Genomic DNA, 16,573 nt, shown 5'->3' on the forward strand with positions numbered 1-16,573 from the left:
GCCACGCTCAGATGGTGGAGTTGTCGATCACGAAGCGGTAGCGGACGTCGCTGCGCAGCACGCGGTCGTAGGCCTGCTCGATCTCGTCGGCGGAGATGACCTCCACGTCGGCGCCGATGCCGTTCGCCGCGGCGAAGTCGAGCATCTCCTGGGTCTCGGGGATGCCCCCGATGCCGGAGCTGGCGATGGACTTGCGGCCCATCATCAGGGAGCCGACGTTCGCCGAGACCGGCTTCTCCGGGATGCCGAGATAGACCATGGTGCCGTCGATGCGCAGCAGGGACAGGAAGGCATCCCCGTCCAGGGAGGCGGAGACCGTGTTCAGGATGAGGTCGAAGGTGCCGGCCAGTTCCTCGAAGGTCTTCGGGTCGCTGGTGGCGTAGTAGTGGTCGGCGCCGAGGCGGAGGCCGTCGTCCTTCTTGCGCAGGGACTGCGAGAGGACCGTGACCTCCGCGCCGAGCGCGTGGGCGAACTTCACGCCGAGATGGCCGAGACCGCCGAGACCGATGACGGCGACCTTCTTGCCGGGGCCGGCGTTCCAGTGCCGCAGCGGGGAGTACGTGGTGATGCCCGCGCACAGCAGCGGGGCGGCCTGCTCCAGGGGAAGTCCCTCGGGGATGCCCAGCACGAAGCGCTCGTCGACGACGATGTGGGTGGAGTAGCCGCCCTGCGTGGGCGCGCCGTCGGTGTACCGCATGGTGTCGGCGTAGGTGGCCACGAGGCCGCCGCCGGTGCAGTAGACCTCCAGGCCGTTGCGGCAGTTCTCGCACTTGCGGCAGGAGTCGACCATGCAGCCGACGCCGACCCGGTCGCCGACCTGGTAGCCGGTCACGCCAGGTCCGACCTCGGCGACGACACCGGCGATCTCGTGGCCGGGTACGAGGGGGAAGCCGCCCCGGCCCCAGTCGTCACGGACGTGGTGGATGTCGGTGTGGCAGATACCGACGTACTTGATCTCGATCAGCACGTCGTTCTCGCCGACGGGACGCCGCTCGATGGTGGTGCGCTCGAGCGGGACTCCGGCGGCGGGGGCGGCAAAGGCCGGTACAGCGGTCATGATGAGAAGTCCTCGTGGGGGGGTGAGTAGGTCTGACGGCAGGGCCCGGCCTGGCCGGGCCCTGCCGGGCTCAGCGGTCGATGACCGCCATGCCGATTTCGTCGTGGCGGTCGCCGTGCGCCGCCGGGAGATCGTTCAGTCGTGCGATCTGCTCCGCGGTCAGCTCGATGCCGTCGGCGGCGGAGTTCTCCTCGACGCGGGAGACGCGCTTGGTGCCCGGGATGGGGGCGATGTCCTCGCCCTGGGCGAGGAGCCAGGCGAGGGCGATCTGCGCCGGGGTGGCGTCCGCCTCGGCGGCGACCGCCTCGACCTCGTCGACGATGCGCAGGTTGCGCCCCAGGTTCTCGCCCGTGAAGCGCGGGTTGCCCCGGCGCCAGTCGTCCGCGGCGAGCCCGTCCAGGGAGCGGAGCGCGCCGGTGAGGAAGCCGTGGCCCAGCGGCGAGTACGGGACGAGACCGATGCCCAGCTCACGCAGCAGGGGCAGCAGCTCCTCCTCGACGTCACGGGTCCACAGCGAGTACTCCGTCTGCAGAGCCGCCACCGGGTGCACGGCGTGGGCACGGCGGATCGTCTCGGGGCCGGCCTCGGACAGGCCGATGTGCCGGACCTTGCCCTCGGCCACCAGCTCGGCGAGGGCGCCGACGGTCTCCTCGATGGGCGTGCTGGGGTCGACGCGGTGCTGGTAGTACAGGTCGATGTGGTCGGTGCCCAGCCGCTTGAGGGAGCCCTCCACGGCGAGGCGGATGTTCGCCGGGCTGCTGTCCAGCCCCACGCCCTCGCGACCGGTGTGCGAGATGCCGCCGCCGAACTTCGTCGCCAGCACCACCTGCTCGCGGCGTCCCTTCACGGCCCGGCCGACGAGCTCCTCGTTGGTGTAGGGCCCGTACACCTCCGCGGTGTCGATGTGGGTGACGCCCAGCTCCAGTGCACGGTGGATGGCGCGGACGGACTCGGCCTCGTCAGTGCCCGCGCCGGTGTAATAAGCGGACATCGACATGGCGCCCAGACCGATGCGGGAGACCTCGAGTCCGCCGAGGGAAACGCGCTTCATACGAAAGTAATTCCGTTCTCCGACTAGGTGAAGAGACATTTCTGCCTCTATGAAGACTTACACGCCGGAGGGCTGTACTGAAGGGTAGGAATCCCTACCCCCCAGCCGACCGGTTCCGGCACGGTGACAGCAGTACCCTGATTCGCATGAGCAGGCAGATCAATCGCAGCGAGCTGGGACAATTCCTCAAGGCCCGGCGCTCCGAGCTGAGCCCCTCGGCCGTGGGACTGCCCGAGACCGGAACGCTGCGACGGGTACCTGGCCTGCGCCGGGAAGAGGTGGCTCAACTCGCCTCGATCAGCGCCCAGTACTACACGCGTCTAGAGCAAGGACGCCTCCAGGCGTCCGCGCCGGTACTGACCATCCTGGCGGGGGTGCTGCGCCTCGACGACGGCCAGCGGGACTACCTGTTCGAACTCGCCGGCAAGGAGAACACCCGGCCGCGGCGCCAAAAGGACCAGAAGGTCCGGCCGTCGATGCAGCGCCTTCTCGAGAGCCTCACGGACATTCCCGCCATGGTCCTCGGCCGCCGTATGGACATTCTGGCCTGGAACTCGCTCGCGTCCGCCCTGATCACGGATTTCTCCCGGATACCGCAGGAGCAGCGGAATTACGTACGGCTGATTTTCTCCGACTCCACGGTACGGAGTCGGTACGTGGACTGGGAGTCCATGGCCCGGGACTGCGTCGCCTTTCTCCGCATGGAGGCCGCGCGGAACCCGGACGACCCGCGTCTGACGGCACTCGTCGGGGAGCTGTCCGTCAAGGACCCGCACTTCCGGCAGTGGTGGGCCGGTCACCACGTGGCGCACCGGGCCTTCGGGACCAAGGCGATGCGTCACCCTGTGGCGGGCGACCTCATCCTCGACTGGGAGACGCTCAGCTCCGCCGGTGACCCCGACCAGCAGCTCACCGTGTGGACCGCGGAGCCGGGTACACCCTCGTACGACGGACTCCGCTTCCTCGCTTCCTGGTCCGCCACCGACCGCACCGCTCCGCGACAGTCCGGCACGGCCTGAAGGGCTCGCCGGACGGGCATCGACTGGTTCGACACCCACATGAAGTAGTTCCCGGAGCCAGGGTCGCCGTCAGAAGGTGCGCGGCTCATTCCGTCGTGCGCGGCATCCCTGCCGCCGATTCGACCCGTTCGGTGGCGGCGAGGCTGGCGAGCAGGGTGAGTGCCTGCTGGGAAGGCGAGTCGGGTTCGGCGGTGTAACCGATGACGGCGAGTCCGGGCGCGCCGGTGACGTCGAGTGCCTCGAAGCGCAGGGTGAGGTCGCCCACGGCCGGGTGCCGGAATTCCTTGGTGCCGCTGCGGTGGGCGCGGACGTCGTGGGCGGCCCAGCGGGTGCGGAACTCGGTGCTGCGGGTGGCCAGTTCACCCACCAGGTTGGTGATCGCCTTCGTGTACGGCGGCTTCGCCGCGGCGGTGCGCAGCAGGGCGACAGCGTCGTCGGCGGCTTTCTCCCAGGCGGGGAAGGTCTCCTCGGCGCGGTCGTTGAGGAAGATGAACCGGGCGAGGTTGGGCGGTTCAGGCTGGTGAGCGTAGACGGCCTCGTAGAGGGCGCGGCCGAGGTGGTTGGCGGCGACGATGTCGAGGTAGTTGTTCTGCACGATGGCGGGAGCGGTGACCATGGCGTCGATGAGTGCCTGGAGGGCCTGGGTGACCTGGCGGCGCGGGGTGCGGGTCTGTTTGCGGCCCGCTTTCCCGGCCGCGCGGGCGAGGTCGAAGAGGTGGGCGGTCTCCACCTCGTCCAGCCGCAGCGCGCCCGCGATGGCGTGGAGCACCTCCTCGGAGACGCCGGCGACCTGGCCGCGTTCGATCTGGACGTAGTACTCGGCGCTGACCCCGGCGAGCAGGGCGACTTCCTCGCGGCGCAGGCCGGGCACCCGACGGCGGCCCACCACGGGAAGGCCCACCTGGTCGGGGGTGATCTTCGCGCGGCGGGTGGTCAGAAAGTCCTTGATCTCCTTGGCGGTCTCCATGCTTCGAGGCTAAGCCCAGGTCGGGACCGGATGGAGAGGCTGCCAGTACCCCCGACAAGGAGCCTCTGCCTCGCCCGCGTAAGAAGCCGCAGGGTGGAGTCATCGGCCGGAACGACCGGCCGGAACCACTGTGACCCTCTGGAGTATCCGTGGAAGCCATCACCTTCCCCAACGGCCCGATCGCCATGGCGGGCAACCTCTACCTGCCGGCCGGTTTCGACGCCGAGGGCAGCTACCCGGCCGTCGTCACCGTCCACCCCGGCGGCGGCGTCAAGGAGCAGACCGCCGGTCTGTACGCGGCCAAGCTCGCCGAGCAGGGCTTCGTCGCCCTCGCCTTCGACGCCTCCTTCCAGGGCGACAGCGGCGGCGAGCCCCACCACCTGGAGGACCCCTACGCCCGCGTCGAGGACGTCCGCGCGGCCGTCGACCACCTCCAGTCCCTCCCCTACGTCGACCCCGAGCGCATCGGCGCCCTCGGCGTATGCGCGGGCGGCGGCTACGCGGTCAACGCCGCGCTGACCGACTACCGCATCAAGGCCCTCACCACCGTCAGCGCCGTCAACATCGGCACCTCCTTCCGCCGCGGCTGGTACGGCACCGACTCCGACGCCGCCGCCGTCCCCACCCTCCAGGCCCTCGCCCAGCAGCGCACCGCCGAGTCCGCCCAGGGCGCCGAGCCCGCCTACCTCCCCTACGTCCCCGCCGAGCCGGACGAGAACACCCCCCGCGACCTGGTCGAGGCCAGCGAGTACTACCTCACGCCGCGCGCCCAGCACCCCAACGCCAAGAACAAGTTCCTGTTCACCAAGAGCGTCTCGCGCATCTTCACCTTCGACGCGTTCCACATGGTCGAGGACCTGCTGACCCAGCCGATCCTGATCGTCGCGGGCAGCGACGCCGGCTCCCTGTGGATGTCCACCGAACTCCACGGCCGCGCCCGCAGCACCAAGACCCTCCGCGTCATCGAGGGCGGCACCCACATGGACTTCTACGACGTCCCGAAGTACGTGGACCAGGCCGTCGCCGAGGCCGTCCCCTTCTTCACCCAGCACCTCGCCGCCGCGCAGGACTGACCGGTCCCGTGGCGCACCGGGTGGTCCGCCGGTCCCGGACCGGCGGACCACCCGCCCTCGCGGCACCACGACCGCTCCTCTCCGACGTTCCTTTACGACTCGAAGGGTCACCATGACGACAACCCCGTACTGGCGCATCGCCGTGATCGGCGCCGGAGCGATCGGCAGCACCATCGCGCTGAAGCTCGCCGAATCCGGTCACGAGGTCACCATGGCGGTGCGCGACGCGCGGCGGCGGGAGGCCCTGGAGCGTGACGGGCTGCGCGGCCGGGCGCGCGGCGGCACCGTCGAGCGCGCCGATGTCCGGGTGACCGCTTCGCTCGACGACGACTACGACCTGGTGATCGTGCCGGTCCAGCGCCACCAGATCGACGGGCTCGTCCCGACGCTGGCGGCGAACGGCTCGGCTCGCATCATGCTCATGTTCAACAACGCCTCGGACGCGGACAGTTGGTCCGACGAGATCGGTGCCGACCGCCTGATCTGGGGCTTCCCGGCGATCCTCGCCAAGGTGAACGGCGACACCGTCGGGTACTCGATCGTGTCGCGCGTCCAGGTCACCACGATCGGCCGTCCCGACGGCGTGATCGACGACGACGTGCGGCAGATCGCCTCGCTGTTCTCCGGCGCCGCCATCCCGACCGTCGTCTCCCCTGTCATCGACGGCTGGCTCAAGACGCACGCCGCGTTCGTCGCGCCGATGGTGGCAGCGGCCTTCCTGCCAGGACGTCCGGGGCGCGGCCCCCGGCTGAGCTGGTCCTCGGCCCGCGAACTCGGCGCCGCCGTGCGGACCGGTATGCGCGCGGTGCGCGGGTCGGGTGCCACGGTCGCGCCGGGCAACATGCGCGCGATGCCGTTCGTCCCCGGACCGGTGCTCACCGCGCTGTTCTGGCTGATGTTCGCCTCGCCCGCGGGCAAGGGGATGGTCGCTCAGGTCTCGGACTCGGTGGCGGCCGAGAGCGCGCTGCTGCTGCGCGAGCTGAGCCGGCTGGCCGGGGCGGCCGGTGTCGACCCGGCACCGCTGGTCCGCCTCGCCGCCCGCATCCCCGCACCGGCGCCCCGCCAGGTGTAGGAGGCCGGCGCGCTCTTCTACGCCGGCTGCGCCTCCCCCGACGATGGATCACTGCTGGGTCAGTGAGTCCAGGAGTTCACGGCCGTGCTGCCAGTACGGGTCGTCGGCGCTGCCCAGCAGCCCAGGATGTGGGCCACCAGCACGATGCGGCTGTCCCGCCGGGACGCCTCGTCGTACGCCTCCTGGACGGCGCCGACCCAGTCGTGCAGATCGGGGGCGGACCACGAGGCAGGGGAGATCCTCACCGCCGAGTCGCCCCACTGCCGCTCCCACAAGGTCTGCCAGTGCTGCCCGTACTGCCCCAGACCGACGGGGCGGCCGGCTTGGTCCCGGCCGCCCCACGGCCTAGCCCAAGTTCATGTACACGGCCTTCGGGTACAGGTAGCTCTCGACGTGCTCCCGGGCGCCCTTCCAGCCGTAACCGCTCATCTTGGTGCCCCCGAAACCGATCGCGGGATCGAGCACGCCGTAGCAGTTGACCCAGACGGTTCCGGCGTCGATCGCCCTCGACACCTTGTGCGCCGTGGACACGTTCCGCGTCCACAGGCCGCCGGCCAGGCCGTACGGGGTGGCGTTGGCCAGCCGGACCGCCTCGTCCATGTCGTCGAAGGGGATCACCGTGGCCACCGGGCCGAAGATCTCCTCCTGGGCGATGGTCATGTCGTTGGTGGCGCCCGCGAACACCGTCGGCTCGATGTAGTAACCGCCCGCGTGGTCGCCCGTGAGGCGGCTTCCGCCCGCCACCAGGCGGGCCTCACCACTGCCGACCTCGATGTAGTGCTGCACCCGCTCCAGCTGCCGGGCCGAGATCAGCGGGCCGATCTGCGTCTCCGGGTCCAGGCCGTTGCCCACCCGTACGGTCTTGGTGAACTCGCCCAGCCGCTCGACGAATTCGTCATGGACCGGCCGCTGCACGAAGATCCGCGTCCCGGCCACGCACACCTGGCCGCTGTTCGTGTAGACGCCCATCGCGGCGCCGGGCACGGCCAGGTCCAGGTCGGCGTCCGCGAACACGATGTCCGGTGACTTGCCGCCCAGCTCCATCTGCAGCCGCTTCATGTTGCCCGCCGACGCCCGCACGATGCTCCGTGCCGTGCCCACCGAGCCGGTGAAGGCGATCCGGTCCACGCCGTGATGCTCGGCGAGCGCGCTGCCCGCGTCCTTTCCGTAGCCGGTGACCACGTTGATCACACCGTCCGGCACGCCGGCCTCGGTCAGCAGCTCCGCGATCCTGAGCACCGACAGCGACGCGTCCTCGGCGGGCTTGAGCACCGCGGTGCAGCCGGTGGCGAGAGCCGGGCCGAATATCCACCACAGGCCGATCAGCGGTCCGTTCCACGGGATGATCCCGCCGACGACGCCGACGGGCTCCAGGGACTTCAGCGTCAAGAAGTCCCCGGGCAGGGAGTTCGGTGCCGTCGCCACCGTCGCCGCACCGGTCTGGCCGGCGAAGAACTGCAGGACCTGGCTCGTCCATTCCCTCAGTCCGCTGGTGCGGGCCAGCGGGGCGCCCATGTCGAGGGTCTCGATCAGGGCGAGTTCGTCGAAGTGGTCCAGCACCACGTCGTGGACCTTCAGCAGCAGCTTGCGCCGCTGGTGCGGGGTCCACCGCGACCACTCCCCCTCGAACGCGGTGCGCGCCGCCCTGACCGCGGCGTCCACGTCGGCCGCGCCGCCCGCGGCGATCGCACCGAGGGAGGAGCCGGTGGCGGGGTTGATCACGTCGATCGTCTCGCCCGAGGCGGCGGACACCCAGCGTCCGCCGATCAGGTTCTGCTTGGTGCCCCCTATGAACGCCGGGAGCTGATATGCGGTCGTCATCTTCTTCCGTTCCCTCAGTCGAACTCAATGACGCCCTTGCCGGCGTCCTGCTTGTCGAACCACGCGTAGGCGTCGGCCGCCTGGTCGAGGCGCCAGGTGTGCGAGTACAGGTCGTCCACGGGCAGGTCGTGCGCCACGGTGAAGTCGGCGCACCGGGACTGCTCGATCGAGGACTGCGTCCAGCTCGTCATCACGGTCCACTGCTTCTTGTAGACCGCCTGCGTGGTGAACTTGACCTCGCCGGGCAGGCCCGAGAACACCACGCGGCCGAACGTGCCCAGCACGCTGAACGCGTCGTCGGCCGCGCGGCCGGACGTCTCCATCACCACGTCGGCGAGCCGCCCTCGCGTGTACCGCGAGACCACGTCCACCAGCGACTCCGAGCGGGAGTTGACCACCACGTCCGCGCCGAACGCCCGTGACTTCGCCAGCCGTCGGTCGTCCACGTCCACCGCGATCACCTTCGCGCCCAGCGCGGCCGCGAACATCGTCGCCGAGAGGCCCACCGGCCCCTGCCCGATGACGACGGTGACGGTGTCCGCCACCCCGCCGAGCCGCTTGATCGCGCCCCACGCGGTGCCCGTGCCGCAGCCGATCGCGGCACCCGCCTTGAACGACAGCCGATCCGGCATCGGCAGCAGCGCGGCCACGGGCACCACCGCGTAGGGCGCGTGGCCGCCGTTCACGTGGACCGCCATCGTCCGGCCCGGCGCGGTCTCGCACATCTGCGGCCAGCCGGCCCGGCAGCGGCGACAGGTCCCGCAGCCGAAGTAGTGGTGGATCATCACGCGGTCGCCCGGCGCGGCTTGCGCCGGGGTGACGCCCTCGCCCACGGCGTACACCTCGCCGCACGGCTCGTGCCCCTGGATCACCGAGTGGTCGAAGTCGAAATTGCCGTGGAGGAAGTGCAGGTCGCTGCCGCACATCCCGGACGCGCGGATCTTCACGACGACTTCGCCGACGCCCGGCTCGGGGTCGGGGAAGTCGGTCAGGGCGGCGGTGCCGTCGCCCGCGAAGGTGATGCCCTTCATGATGTCAATCTCCTTTGGCTGTCCGGGGGTTACTTCGCGCGGAGCCGGGCCGTGGCGTCGGCGTCGATCCGCAGACCTTCCGGGTCGTGGTGCGGATCGCCCACCACCACGACCCCGTAGTCGCGGGCGGCGCCCTCGACGCTCACGTACTCGTTGCGGACGTCTCGGAGCACGGCCTCCGGGTCGCGGGTGAGCGGGTCGCCCCAGCCGCCGCCGCCGTTGGTCAGGCAGCGCAGTACCGTGTTCGGCGTCGTCCGCCACACGTTCTGGCTCGCGAAGTAGTGGTAGCGGCCGTGCTCCGGGTCGAGGTGCTTCGTCTCCGGGTCCAGCACGCCGGCCACCGGGACGCTGTCCCGGTAGACCTCCGGGTCGGTGCCCAGCATGGCGGTGCCGGCCCCGTCGGCCTGTGGGAACAGCCACATCGCGCCGTTGGGGCCCGGGTGCCCGCCGTTCGCGCCCACGCCGCTCGGCTCCTTGGTGCGGAACGGTGAGAGGTACTGCTCCGCGGCGGTCAGCCACAGGGTGTCCTTGAGGTTGGCCGCGCCGCCGCGGAACGCGCCGGGCCCGCCGCTGTCGATGGCGTGCTCCTTGCGCAGCAGCACCACCGGCGACTCGTGCTCGATGGTCTCCGTGGCCGGGTCCAGGTTGTTCAGCGGGAACAGCACCGTGTAGCTGTCGCCGTCGCCGTGCCGGGTGGCGCCCCACGGGCCGTGTTCGCCGCCGCACTGGGTGGCGCTGGTCCAGAACGTGCCGTCGTCCCGCGTACCCGACGCGTTGTGGGTGTTGGTGGAGCCGTAGTCGCCGGCCACACCGCGCTCGCCCAGCACCGGATTGAGCGCGTCGAAGATCGCCGAGACCACCGCCCCGGAGGCCTCCCAGAACATCATGATCCCGCCGCCCGGCGGCAGCGACGAGACGAACGAGCCGGCCGGGGTGACGACGTCGATGTTGCGCCAGGTGCCGGAGGTGAAGCGCACGGCCGGATCGAGCAGCATGGTCAGCGCCACGCCGACCGCCGTCTTGGTGTCCAGGACACCGCAGTTGATGCAGGTACGGGCCTGCCCGGTGGTGCCGGAGAGGTCGACCTCGATCTCCGTGCCGCGCTTGCGCAGCGTCACGTGCACCCGGTACTCCTCGGAGTCGTCCAGGCCGTCGGCGTCCACCAGTGCGGAGCCGGGGTAGTCGCCGTCCGGGACCTGCGCGATGGCGTCGCGCATCCGCTCCGCCGAGGTGTCGCACGAGTACGTCAGATTGCCCAGGAAGGCGTCCAGCCCGTATCGCTCGATGTTGCTGTGGACGAGTTCCTCGCCCAGCTTGAGCTGGTGCAGCATGCTCTTGAAGTCGGGCAGCAGCAGGCCGCCCCAGCGGGTGTTGTCGAAGATCAGGCTGAACGTCCCGCGTACCGGCCGGTCCTGGGACCAGAGCAGCATCGGCGGGATCACCAGGCCGTTCTCGTAGACGTTGCGCTTGGTCGCCGAGAACCCGCCCGGCACCGTGCCGCCCATGTCGAGCTGGTGCGCGCACATGTTCACGAACGCCACGATCCGGCCGTCGTGGAACACCGGTCGGATGAACGCCACGTCGTTCACGTGCCGGCCGCCGCGGTACGGGTCGTTGCAGATGAGTACGTCACCGGGGCGCAGGTTCTCCGGCCCGTACTCGATCACGGTGTTGCGCACCGCGTCGCCCATGGTGCCCAGGAACACCATGAGGCTGTTGCTCACCACGGCCATCGGATAGCCCTGCTCCGGGGGGCCGCTGATGGTGCAGGCGAAGTCGTACCAGTCGCGGATGATCGGGGAGAAAGCCTCCCGCATGAAGCCGGTGGACATGTGCTCGACGATGTAGTCGAGCCGGTTGCGCAGGACCGACGCGGTGAAGCGGTCGCTGCCGTACCGGGCCGCGAAGTCGTCGTCGGACAGGTCACGTATCCGGTCGGCCTGCCGCACGGCGGGTTCGATGGTGTCGGTCATGATCAGTGGTTCCTCCGGATGACGATCTCGCCGTACTCGCCGACGGTGGCGCTCTGGTTCGCGCCGACGTGCGTGGTGGACAGGCCCTCGTGCACGATGGCGGGGCCGGCAATCTCGTCACCGGCGCGCAGCGACTCGCGGTCCCAGACGGTGGCGGTCTGGTCGCCGTCTCCGCCGTCCGAGAGGTCGCCCAGGTAGCGCAGCGTGCGGGTGCCCACGGGGAGCAGCGGCTCGTCGCCCCGCGCGGGGAGTTTCGGGTACTCGATCTTGTCGGTCTTCAGCACGGCGCGGACGCGGAACGTGACGCCCTCGACGGGCATCGCCTCGAACCGGTTGTCGGAGCGCGACTCGTAGGTGTCGTGGAAGGCGGCCACCATCGCGGCCAGCGCGTCGGCGTCCAGCGTGCCGTCGGGCACCGGGATGAACGGCGTCTCCCAGCTCTGGCCCACCAGGTGGGCGTCCATGCTGCGCTGCAGTTCGACGTCGCCGTCGCCCACCTGGGCCCGGAGCTCGTCCTCCATCTCCGCGAAAAGAACGTCGACGCGTTCGGCGTTCGCGGCGTCGAGCATCAGGTAGGCGCTGCGGTTGACCGTGAACACCTGGTCCGCGGACAGCAGTCCGAGCGCCGAGAACAGACCGGGGCTCGGCGGGACGATCACCTCCTTGCACTGCACGGCGTCGAGCACGGCGGGCAGCAGCATGGGTCCGGCCGCCCCGAACGCCATCAGGCTGTAGTCGCGCGGGTCGACGCCGTTCTTGATGGCCACGTTGAACACACCCTCGGCCATGTTGTGCACGGCCATCTCGTAGGCGTAGCGCACCCGTTGCTGGAGCGTGAAGGGAGTCTCCAGCGATTCGAACGCGCGCTGGGACAGGCTGCGGTCGATGGCCACTTCGCCGCCCGCGAAGCCGTCGGGGTCCAGGATGCCGATCATCAGACAGGTGTCGGTGGTGGTGGGCGTGGTGCCGCCGCGGTCGAAGCACGCCGGGCCCGGCTCGGCGCGGGCGCTGTCCGGGCCCACCTGGATCTCGCCGGCCGCGCCGATGCGCACGATCGAGCCGCCGCCGGCGCCGATGCTGGAGATGTCGTTGGCGAGGGCGTTGACCACGAGGTCGTGCTCCAGCTCGAACGACGTGTTCACGAACGGCTCGCCGCCGGTCACCACGCTGATGTCACAGCTCGTGCCGCCGACGTCGGCGCACAGCAGGTCGATCTGGCCGGTCAGCTTGCCGAAGTGCGCGCAGGCGACGGTGCCGGCCGCCGGCCCGGAGAACACGATGCGGAACGGCTTCGCCATCGCGTGCTCGGCCGGTACCAGAGTGGCCGCGCAGTCCGCGAAGTTGAGCGCGCCCGTGAAGCCTAGCCCGGTGAGACCGGCGGACAGCCGGTCGGTGTAGTCGGAGTAGATGATCTTCATCAGGGTGTCGATCACCGTGGTGGAGGCCCGTGCGTACTCCTTGGCCAGCGGGGAGACCTCGCTGGAGATCGACACGGGAACGTCACCGACGATCTCCCGGACCAGCTCGCGCAGCCGCAGTTCGTGGGCCGGGTTGACGTACGCGTTGATCAGGCAGATCGCGACTCCCTCGACGCCGCAGCGGGCCAGCGTCTCGATCTCGGCTCGGGCCTGGGCCTCGTCGAGCTTGAACAGCACGTCGCCGCCCGCGAGCATCCGCTCGGCGATGCCGCGCCGCAGATAACGGTCGATCAGCGGCTTCGCGGCGTCGCCGAAGCTGCGCCGCCAGCCGGGATCGAGCATCGCGTCGGACGGCCGCCACACGCGGCCCATGTCCAGGATGTCGCGGTGCCCCTCGGTCGTCAGGAAGCCGATCTTCGGGAGCTTGCGGGTGATCACCGCGTTCAGACCGTGCGTGCTGGCGTGGTTGAAGACGGTCGAGCCGTCGACACCGAGGCGCTCCGCGCCGCGCAGTACGGGTGCGGCGACGTCGGTGTACTCGGTGGACACCTTGGTGGTCAGGATCTTGCCGTCGCGCCAGCCGACGACGTCGGTGAAGGTTCCGCCTACATCAACGGCGATCATGTGGTTCTTCCTTCGGATAGTGGATCGGAAGAGGGGGGAGGGCGGGAGGACGGACCGGGCCCCGCGTGCGGGGCCATCCGGTTCAGAGCTGGTCGACGAGCAGGGTGATCGGCCCCAGCCGGTGCGCCGGAGTGCGGCGAGCGGAGGTCAGGCAGTGGCCGCACTTGACCACGTGGGTCCACCCGGTCTCGCCGACCACGTCGTACTCGGTGAGCTCGGCCCGGCCGCAGGCGGGGCAGTCGCCATCGACGGGTGTCCGCTCGACGGGGCGTGGGGGTGGGATCTGGCTCATTCGGGTCTCCCGAGCGATGTCGTCGCGGGTTCGGTGAACGCCGGGCAACGCTAGAAATGAGTGACCTGGGGCACAATCCGCAGAACGAAGCCCTGTCCGCTCGGCGAAACGGATGTCGGGCGGGTGAGCCGGAGATCCGACGCGGGAAGCCATGGGGTGCTCTAAAAATATTGTGTACGATATTGGGTGACGCCTCTCACGACCGACCGGAGGTGACGATGCCCGGTCCGGCGCTCTCGGGCGGTGCTGTGCACCGCACCTTCACGACCACCGATCCCGACGCGGCACACGAGTACGTGGAGCGGACCTTCGCAGCGCACGAGATGACGCTCGAGGGCCGCGACGGCATGTCCTTCCGGCTGGACACGGCGGTGACGCCCGGAGTCACCGTCGGGCGCATGGCGTACGGCAAGCGCGCCCGCATCAAAGGTCCTGCGATGCGGGACTGCTACCACGTGAACCTGCTGGTCGCGGGCAGCTGCAGAGTGGAGCAGTCGGGCCGCCGCAGCGGCTTCGGGGCCGACGGCGACCGCCGCGGCGTGATCTTCGGCCCGGACGAGCCGCTGCTGATCGACTGGAGCGCCGACTCGGCCCAGTACCACCTGAAGATCCCCCGGCGCGCCCTGGAGGAGCACGCGGCGAAGCTGGCGGGGCGCCCGGCGGTGGCGCCGGTCGAGTTCGGTCTCACGTTCCCGCTGAACGACGCGGCCGGACGCTCGCTGTCCTCGGCCGTGGCGTTCTACTACCAGCAGCTCGCACAGGAGGGCGGCCTCGCCACCATGCGCGCCGTGCAGCGGGAGCTGGAATCGGCACTGATGACCCAGGTCCTGCTGGTGGCCGGCAGCAACCTCACTCCGGCGCTGAACCGCGACGCGGAGGACCGGGACGCGGACGGGCGCATCCGGCACGTCATGGACTACATCCGGGCCGGCGCGCAGGACACGCTGACCGTCGACGACCTGGCCCTGGTCGCCGGGGTCACGGCGCGCACGCTGCAGTCCGGCTTCCGCAGGTTCGCGGGAGTCACCCCGAGCGAGTTCATCCGCAACGTGCGGCTCGACGGCGCCCGCGGCGACCTGCTGGCGGGCAACGGGCCGTCGGTCAGCGACATAGCGAGCCGGTGGCACTTCCACCACCTCGGCCGGTTCGCCCAGCAGTACCGGCAGCGGTTCGGCGACTCCCCTTCCCAGACCCTGCGCAGCCGGGTCACCCCTGACGCCTGACCGTTGCTAGAGCCCTCTCACATTGATGCGATAGAGTACTTACATTCACGCTGTAGGGCACCCCTGTGAACAGGAGCTTTTCGATCATGACCACAGCCACGCCAGAGGGAATCATCACCGGCCTGGCGCAGACCCTCGCCTACTCGATCCGCACTCCGATCCTGCGACGCCCGGACGAGTACGGAATGGCCTACGAGGACGTCCGCTTCCAGGCCACGGACGGCACGATCCTGGAGGGCTGGTTCATCCCGGCCGACTCCGACAAGCTGATCATCGCCAACCACCCGATGCCGTGTAACCGCTACGGCTACCCCGGGCACCTGCCCGAGTACGCCAACCCCTCGGTCGACTTCGAGGTCAACTTCCTGCCGGACTACAAGAACCTGCACGACGCCGGCTACAACGTCCTCGCCTACGACCTGCGCAACCACGGGCGCAGCGACTCGGCCAGCGGCGGCGTCTGCGGGCAGGGCCTGCTGGAGTACCGCGACGTCATCGGCTCCCTGCGCTACGGCCGCGAGCGCCTCGGCATCGACAACTCCCGCATCGGGCTCTACAGCCGCTGCGCGGGCGCCAACTCCACGATCGTCGCCATGTCCAGGCACCCCGAGGAGTTCGAGGGGCTGCGCGCCCTGGTGGCGCTCCAGCCGATGACCCTGCGCTATCTGATCGAGTCCACCTCCGAGGCCCTCGGCTTCCCCGAGGGAGTGGAGGTGTTCGGCCGGGAGTTCAAGAGGCTGACCAGCTTCGACCTCTCCGAGCTGTCCCCGACGCCGTACGCCAAGGACGTCACCGTGCCGACCCTCGTGGCCCAGGTGCACGACGACTCCTCCACCCGTCCCGAGGACGTGCAGGGCATCTACGACAGCCTCGGCTCCGAGGACAAGAAGCTGTTCTGGATCGAGGGCACGTCCGTGCGCTTCGACGGGTACAACTACTTCCCGGAGAATCCCGAGCAGCTGATCAACTGGTTCAACGGCCACTTCGCCTGATGGGGAGTGAACTGATGCGAGCAGCCGTATACGGTACGACCGGGGGCCCGGACGCCATCGAGATCGCGGAGATCGACAAGCCCGAGCCGGGCCTGATCGGAATCCGGATCAAGGTTAAGGCGGCCGCGCTCAACTTCACCGATCTGGCGGCGCTGAGCGGCTACTACCCGGCGCCGCCGGAAGGCAGCCGTTACGGCCTCGGCTGGGACATCGCCGGTGTCGTCGACGCGGTGGGACCGGGGGCCCCGTGGGAGCCCGGACAGCCCGTCATCGCGCTCAGCTACGGGGTCCCGATGGGGCTGCACCGGGCGCACGCCGAGTACGCCGTCGTGCCCAGCTACGCGATCGCCCCCGCTCCCGAGGGTGTCGACCCGATCCACGCGGCCACCCTCCCCCTCAACGGGCTGACGGCCGCGCAGGCGGTGGAGCTGCTGGGTATCCGCCCGGGGCAGACGGTCCTCGTGACGGGTGCGGAAGGAGCCGTGGGCGGCTACGCCGTCCAACTGGCGAAGCGCCGGGGCGCCGTGGTCATCGCGAGTGGCAGGAGCGCCGACAGCGAGTTCGCGACCAAGGTGGCCGGGGCCGACGCGTACGTGTCGACGGCCCAGGCGCCCGTGGAGGCGGTCCGCGCGGTGCGGCCGGAAGGGGTCGACGCCGTCCTGGACGCGACCACACTGGGCCAGTCCCTCATGGGGGCCGTCAAGGACGGCGGCACCTTCGTGACCGCGCGGAGCGACGCGGTGCCCCGCGCCGAGCGCGGTATCCGGGTGCGGCTGACCCAGGTCGCCGCGGACGCCGCGATGCTGACCACGCTCTCCGATCTGGCCGCCTCCGGGGAGCTGGCGCTCCGCGTGGCCAACATCTATCCGCTCGAAGAGGCCGCGAAGGCCTACGAGCGCCTGGCCGCGGGCGGTCTCCGGGGCCGCGTCGTCCTCACCATGGACTGAGCGGCCACGGAGC

15 protein-coding genes are annotated in these 16,573 nt (G+C 70.2%); 6 read left to right on the forward strand and 9 right to left on the reverse strand.

Features of this window, described 5'->3' with window-relative positions:
- Positions 1 to 7 precede the first annotated feature (7 nt).
- Both E5083_RS06990 and E5083_RS06995 read right to left on the reverse strand, forming a co-directional pair.
- The gene (locus E5083_RS06990; protein ID WP_135784718.1) at positions 8 to 1,057 is read right to left on the reverse strand and encodes an NAD(P)-dependent alcohol dehydrogenase; all 1,050 of its coding nucleotides are present in this window, start codon (positions 1,055 to 1,057) and stop codon (positions 8 to 10) included.
- Between the two features lie 70 nt (positions 1,058 to 1,127).
- Complete coding sequence (locus tag E5083_RS06995; RefSeq protein ID WP_135784719.1) at positions 1,128 to 2,108, reverse strand: aldo/keto reductase; 981 nt, start codon at positions 2,106 to 2,108, stop codon at positions 1,128 to 1,130.
- Between the two features lie 146 nt (positions 2,109 to 2,254).
- Between E5083_RS06995 and E5083_RS07000 the strand changes: the two genes are divergently transcribed.
- Complete coding sequence (locus E5083_RS07000) at positions 2,255 to 3,127, forward strand: helix-turn-helix domain-containing protein (protein ID WP_135784720.1); 873 nt, start codon at positions 2,255 to 2,257, stop codon at positions 3,125 to 3,127.
- 85 nt (positions 3,128 to 3,212) lie between these two features.
- On the opposite strand, the gene E5083_RS07005 is transcribed toward E5083_RS07000, so the two are convergent.
- On the reverse strand, positions 3,213 to 4,094 hold the full coding sequence (locus E5083_RS07005) for a helix-turn-helix domain-containing protein (RefSeq protein ID WP_135784721.1): 882 nt from the start codon (positions 4,092 to 4,094) through the stop codon (positions 3,213 to 3,215).
- Positions 4,095 to 4,243: 149 nt separating this feature from the next.
- Between E5083_RS07005 and E5083_RS07010 the strand changes: the two genes are divergently transcribed.
- The gene (locus E5083_RS07010; protein WP_135784722.1) at positions 4,244 to 5,167 is read left to right on the forward strand and encodes an alpha/beta hydrolase; all 924 of its coding nucleotides are present in this window, start codon (positions 4,244 to 4,246) and stop codon (positions 5,165 to 5,167) included.
- Between the two features lie 112 nt (positions 5,168 to 5,279).
- Positions 5,280 to 6,239, forward strand: a complete 960-nt coding sequence (locus E5083_RS07015; protein ID WP_135784723.1) for a ketopantoate reductase family protein — start codon at positions 5,280 to 5,282, stop codon at positions 6,237 to 6,239.
- A gap of 59 nt (positions 6,240 to 6,298) precedes the next feature.
- On the opposite strand, the gene E5083_RS07020 is transcribed toward E5083_RS07015, so the two are convergent.
- The 6 genes from E5083_RS07020 to E5083_RS07045 form a co-directional block, all read right to left on the reverse strand.
- The gene (locus E5083_RS07020; RefSeq protein ID WP_425276709.1) at positions 6,299 to 6,544 is read right to left on the reverse strand and encodes an alpha/beta hydrolase; all 246 of its coding nucleotides are present in this window, start codon (positions 6,542 to 6,544) and stop codon (positions 6,299 to 6,301) included.
- Between the two features lie 40 nt (positions 6,545 to 6,584).
- Positions 6,585 to 8,060 carry an aldehyde dehydrogenase family protein gene (locus E5083_RS07025; RefSeq protein WP_135784724.1) on the reverse strand — a complete coding sequence of 492 codons (1,476 nt, stop codon included), beginning with the start codon at positions 8,058 to 8,060 and terminating at the stop codon, positions 6,585 to 6,587.
- A 14-nt stretch (positions 8,061 to 8,074) separates the two neighbouring features.
- The gene (locus E5083_RS07030; RefSeq protein WP_135784725.1) at positions 8,075 to 9,091 is read right to left on the reverse strand and encodes an alcohol dehydrogenase catalytic domain-containing protein; all 1,017 of its coding nucleotides are present in this window, start codon (positions 9,089 to 9,091) and stop codon (positions 8,075 to 8,077) included.
- 29 nt (positions 9,092 to 9,120) lie between these two features.
- Positions 9,121 to 11,064 carry a hydantoinase B/oxoprolinase family protein gene (locus E5083_RS07035; protein ID WP_135784726.1) on the reverse strand — a complete coding sequence of 648 codons (1,944 nt, stop codon included), beginning with the start codon at positions 11,062 to 11,064 and terminating at the stop codon, positions 9,121 to 9,123.
- Positions 11,065 to 11,066: 2 nt separating this feature from the next.
- A complete protein-coding gene (locus tag E5083_RS07040; RefSeq protein WP_135784727.1) occupies positions 11,067 to 13,106 on the reverse strand; it encodes a hydantoinase/oxoprolinase family protein in 2,040 nt (679 codons plus the stop codon).
- An 82-nt stretch (positions 13,107 to 13,188) separates the two neighbouring features.
- Positions 13,189 to 13,398, reverse strand: coding sequence for a hypothetical protein (locus tag E5083_RS07045; protein WP_135784728.1), 210 nt, complete (start codon positions 13,396 to 13,398; stop codon positions 13,189 to 13,191).
- Between the two features lie 218 nt (positions 13,399 to 13,616).
- Here E5083_RS07045 and E5083_RS07050 point away from each other — a divergent pair, with 218 nt between their 5' ends.
- The 3 genes from E5083_RS07050 to E5083_RS07060 all read left to right on the forward strand — a co-directional run bounded on the left by E5083_RS07050 (position 13,617) and on the right by E5083_RS07060 (position 16,560).
- Positions 13,617 to 14,621, forward strand: coding sequence for an AraC family transcriptional regulator (locus E5083_RS07050; RefSeq protein WP_167513480.1), 1,005 nt, complete (start codon positions 13,617 to 13,619; stop codon positions 14,619 to 14,621).
- An 86-nt stretch (positions 14,622 to 14,707) separates the two neighbouring features.
- Positions 14,708 to 15,613, forward strand: coding sequence for an alpha/beta hydrolase family protein (locus E5083_RS07055; RefSeq protein WP_135784730.1), 906 nt, complete (start codon positions 14,708 to 14,710; stop codon positions 15,611 to 15,613).
- Positions 15,614 to 15,627: 14 nt separating this feature from the next.
- Positions 15,628 to 16,560 (forward strand): NADP-dependent oxidoreductase, encoded by a 933-nt coding sequence (locus tag E5083_RS07060; RefSeq protein WP_135784731.1) that lies wholly within the window; start codon positions 15,628 to 15,630, stop codon positions 16,558 to 16,560.
- Positions 16,561 to 16,573 lie beyond the last annotated feature (13 nt).

This window comes from Streptomyces bauhiniae (assembly GCF_004784475.1).
Taxonomy (GTDB): domain Bacteria; phylum Actinomycetota; class Actinomycetes; order Streptomycetales; family Streptomycetaceae; genus Streptomyces; species Streptomyces seoulensis.

Excerpts from the sequence above, each read along its gene's own strand:
- E5083_RS07050 (WP_167513480.1), top strand. The coding sequence starts at position 13,617 with ATGCCCGGTCCGGCGCTCTCGGGCGGTGCTGTGCACCGCACCTTCACG.
- E5083_RS07040 (WP_135784727.1), bottom strand. The coding sequence starts at position 13,106 with ATGATCGCCGTTGATGTAGGCGGAACCTTCACCGACGTCGTCGGCTGG.
- E5083_RS07000 (WP_135784720.1), top strand. The coding sequence starts at position 2,255 with ATGAGCAGGCAGATCAATCGCAGCGAGCTGGGACAATTCCTCAAGGCC.
- E5083_RS07025 (WP_135784724.1), bottom strand. The coding sequence starts at position 8,060 with ATGACGACCGCATATCAGCTCCCGGCGTTCATAGGGGGCACCAAGCAG.
- E5083_RS07030 (WP_135784725.1), bottom strand. The coding sequence starts at position 9,091 with ATGAAGGGCATCACCTTCGCGGGCGACGGCACCGCCGCCCTGACCGAC.
- E5083_RS07055 (WP_135784730.1), top strand. The coding sequence starts at position 14,708 with ATGACCACAGCCACGCCAGAGGGAATCATCACCGGCCTGGCGCAGACC.
- E5083_RS07005 (WP_135784721.1), bottom strand. The coding sequence starts at position 4,094 with ATGGAGACCGCCAAGGAGATCAAGGACTTTCTGACCACCCGCCGCGCG.
- E5083_RS07035 (WP_135784726.1), bottom strand. The coding sequence starts at position 11,064 with ATGACCGACACCATCGAACCCGCCGTGCGGCAGGCCGACCGGATACGT.
- E5083_RS06995 (WP_135784719.1), bottom strand. The coding sequence starts at position 2,108 with ATGAAGCGCGTTTCCCTCGGCGGACTCGAGGTCTCCCGCATCGGTCTG.
- E5083_RS07045 (WP_135784728.1), bottom strand. The coding sequence starts at position 13,398 with ATGAGCCAGATCCCACCCCCACGCCCCGTCGAGCGGACACCCGTCGAT.
- E5083_RS06990 (WP_135784718.1), bottom strand. The coding sequence starts at position 1,057 with ATGACCGCTGTACCGGCCTTTGCCGCCCCCGCCGCCGGAGTCCCGCTC.
- E5083_RS07015 (WP_135784723.1), top strand. The coding sequence starts at position 5,280 with ATGACGACAACCCCGTACTGGCGCATCGCCGTGATCGGCGCCGGAGCG.
- E5083_RS07060 (WP_135784731.1), top strand. The coding sequence starts at position 15,628 with ATGCGAGCAGCCGTATACGGTACGACCGGGGGCCCGGACGCCATCGAG.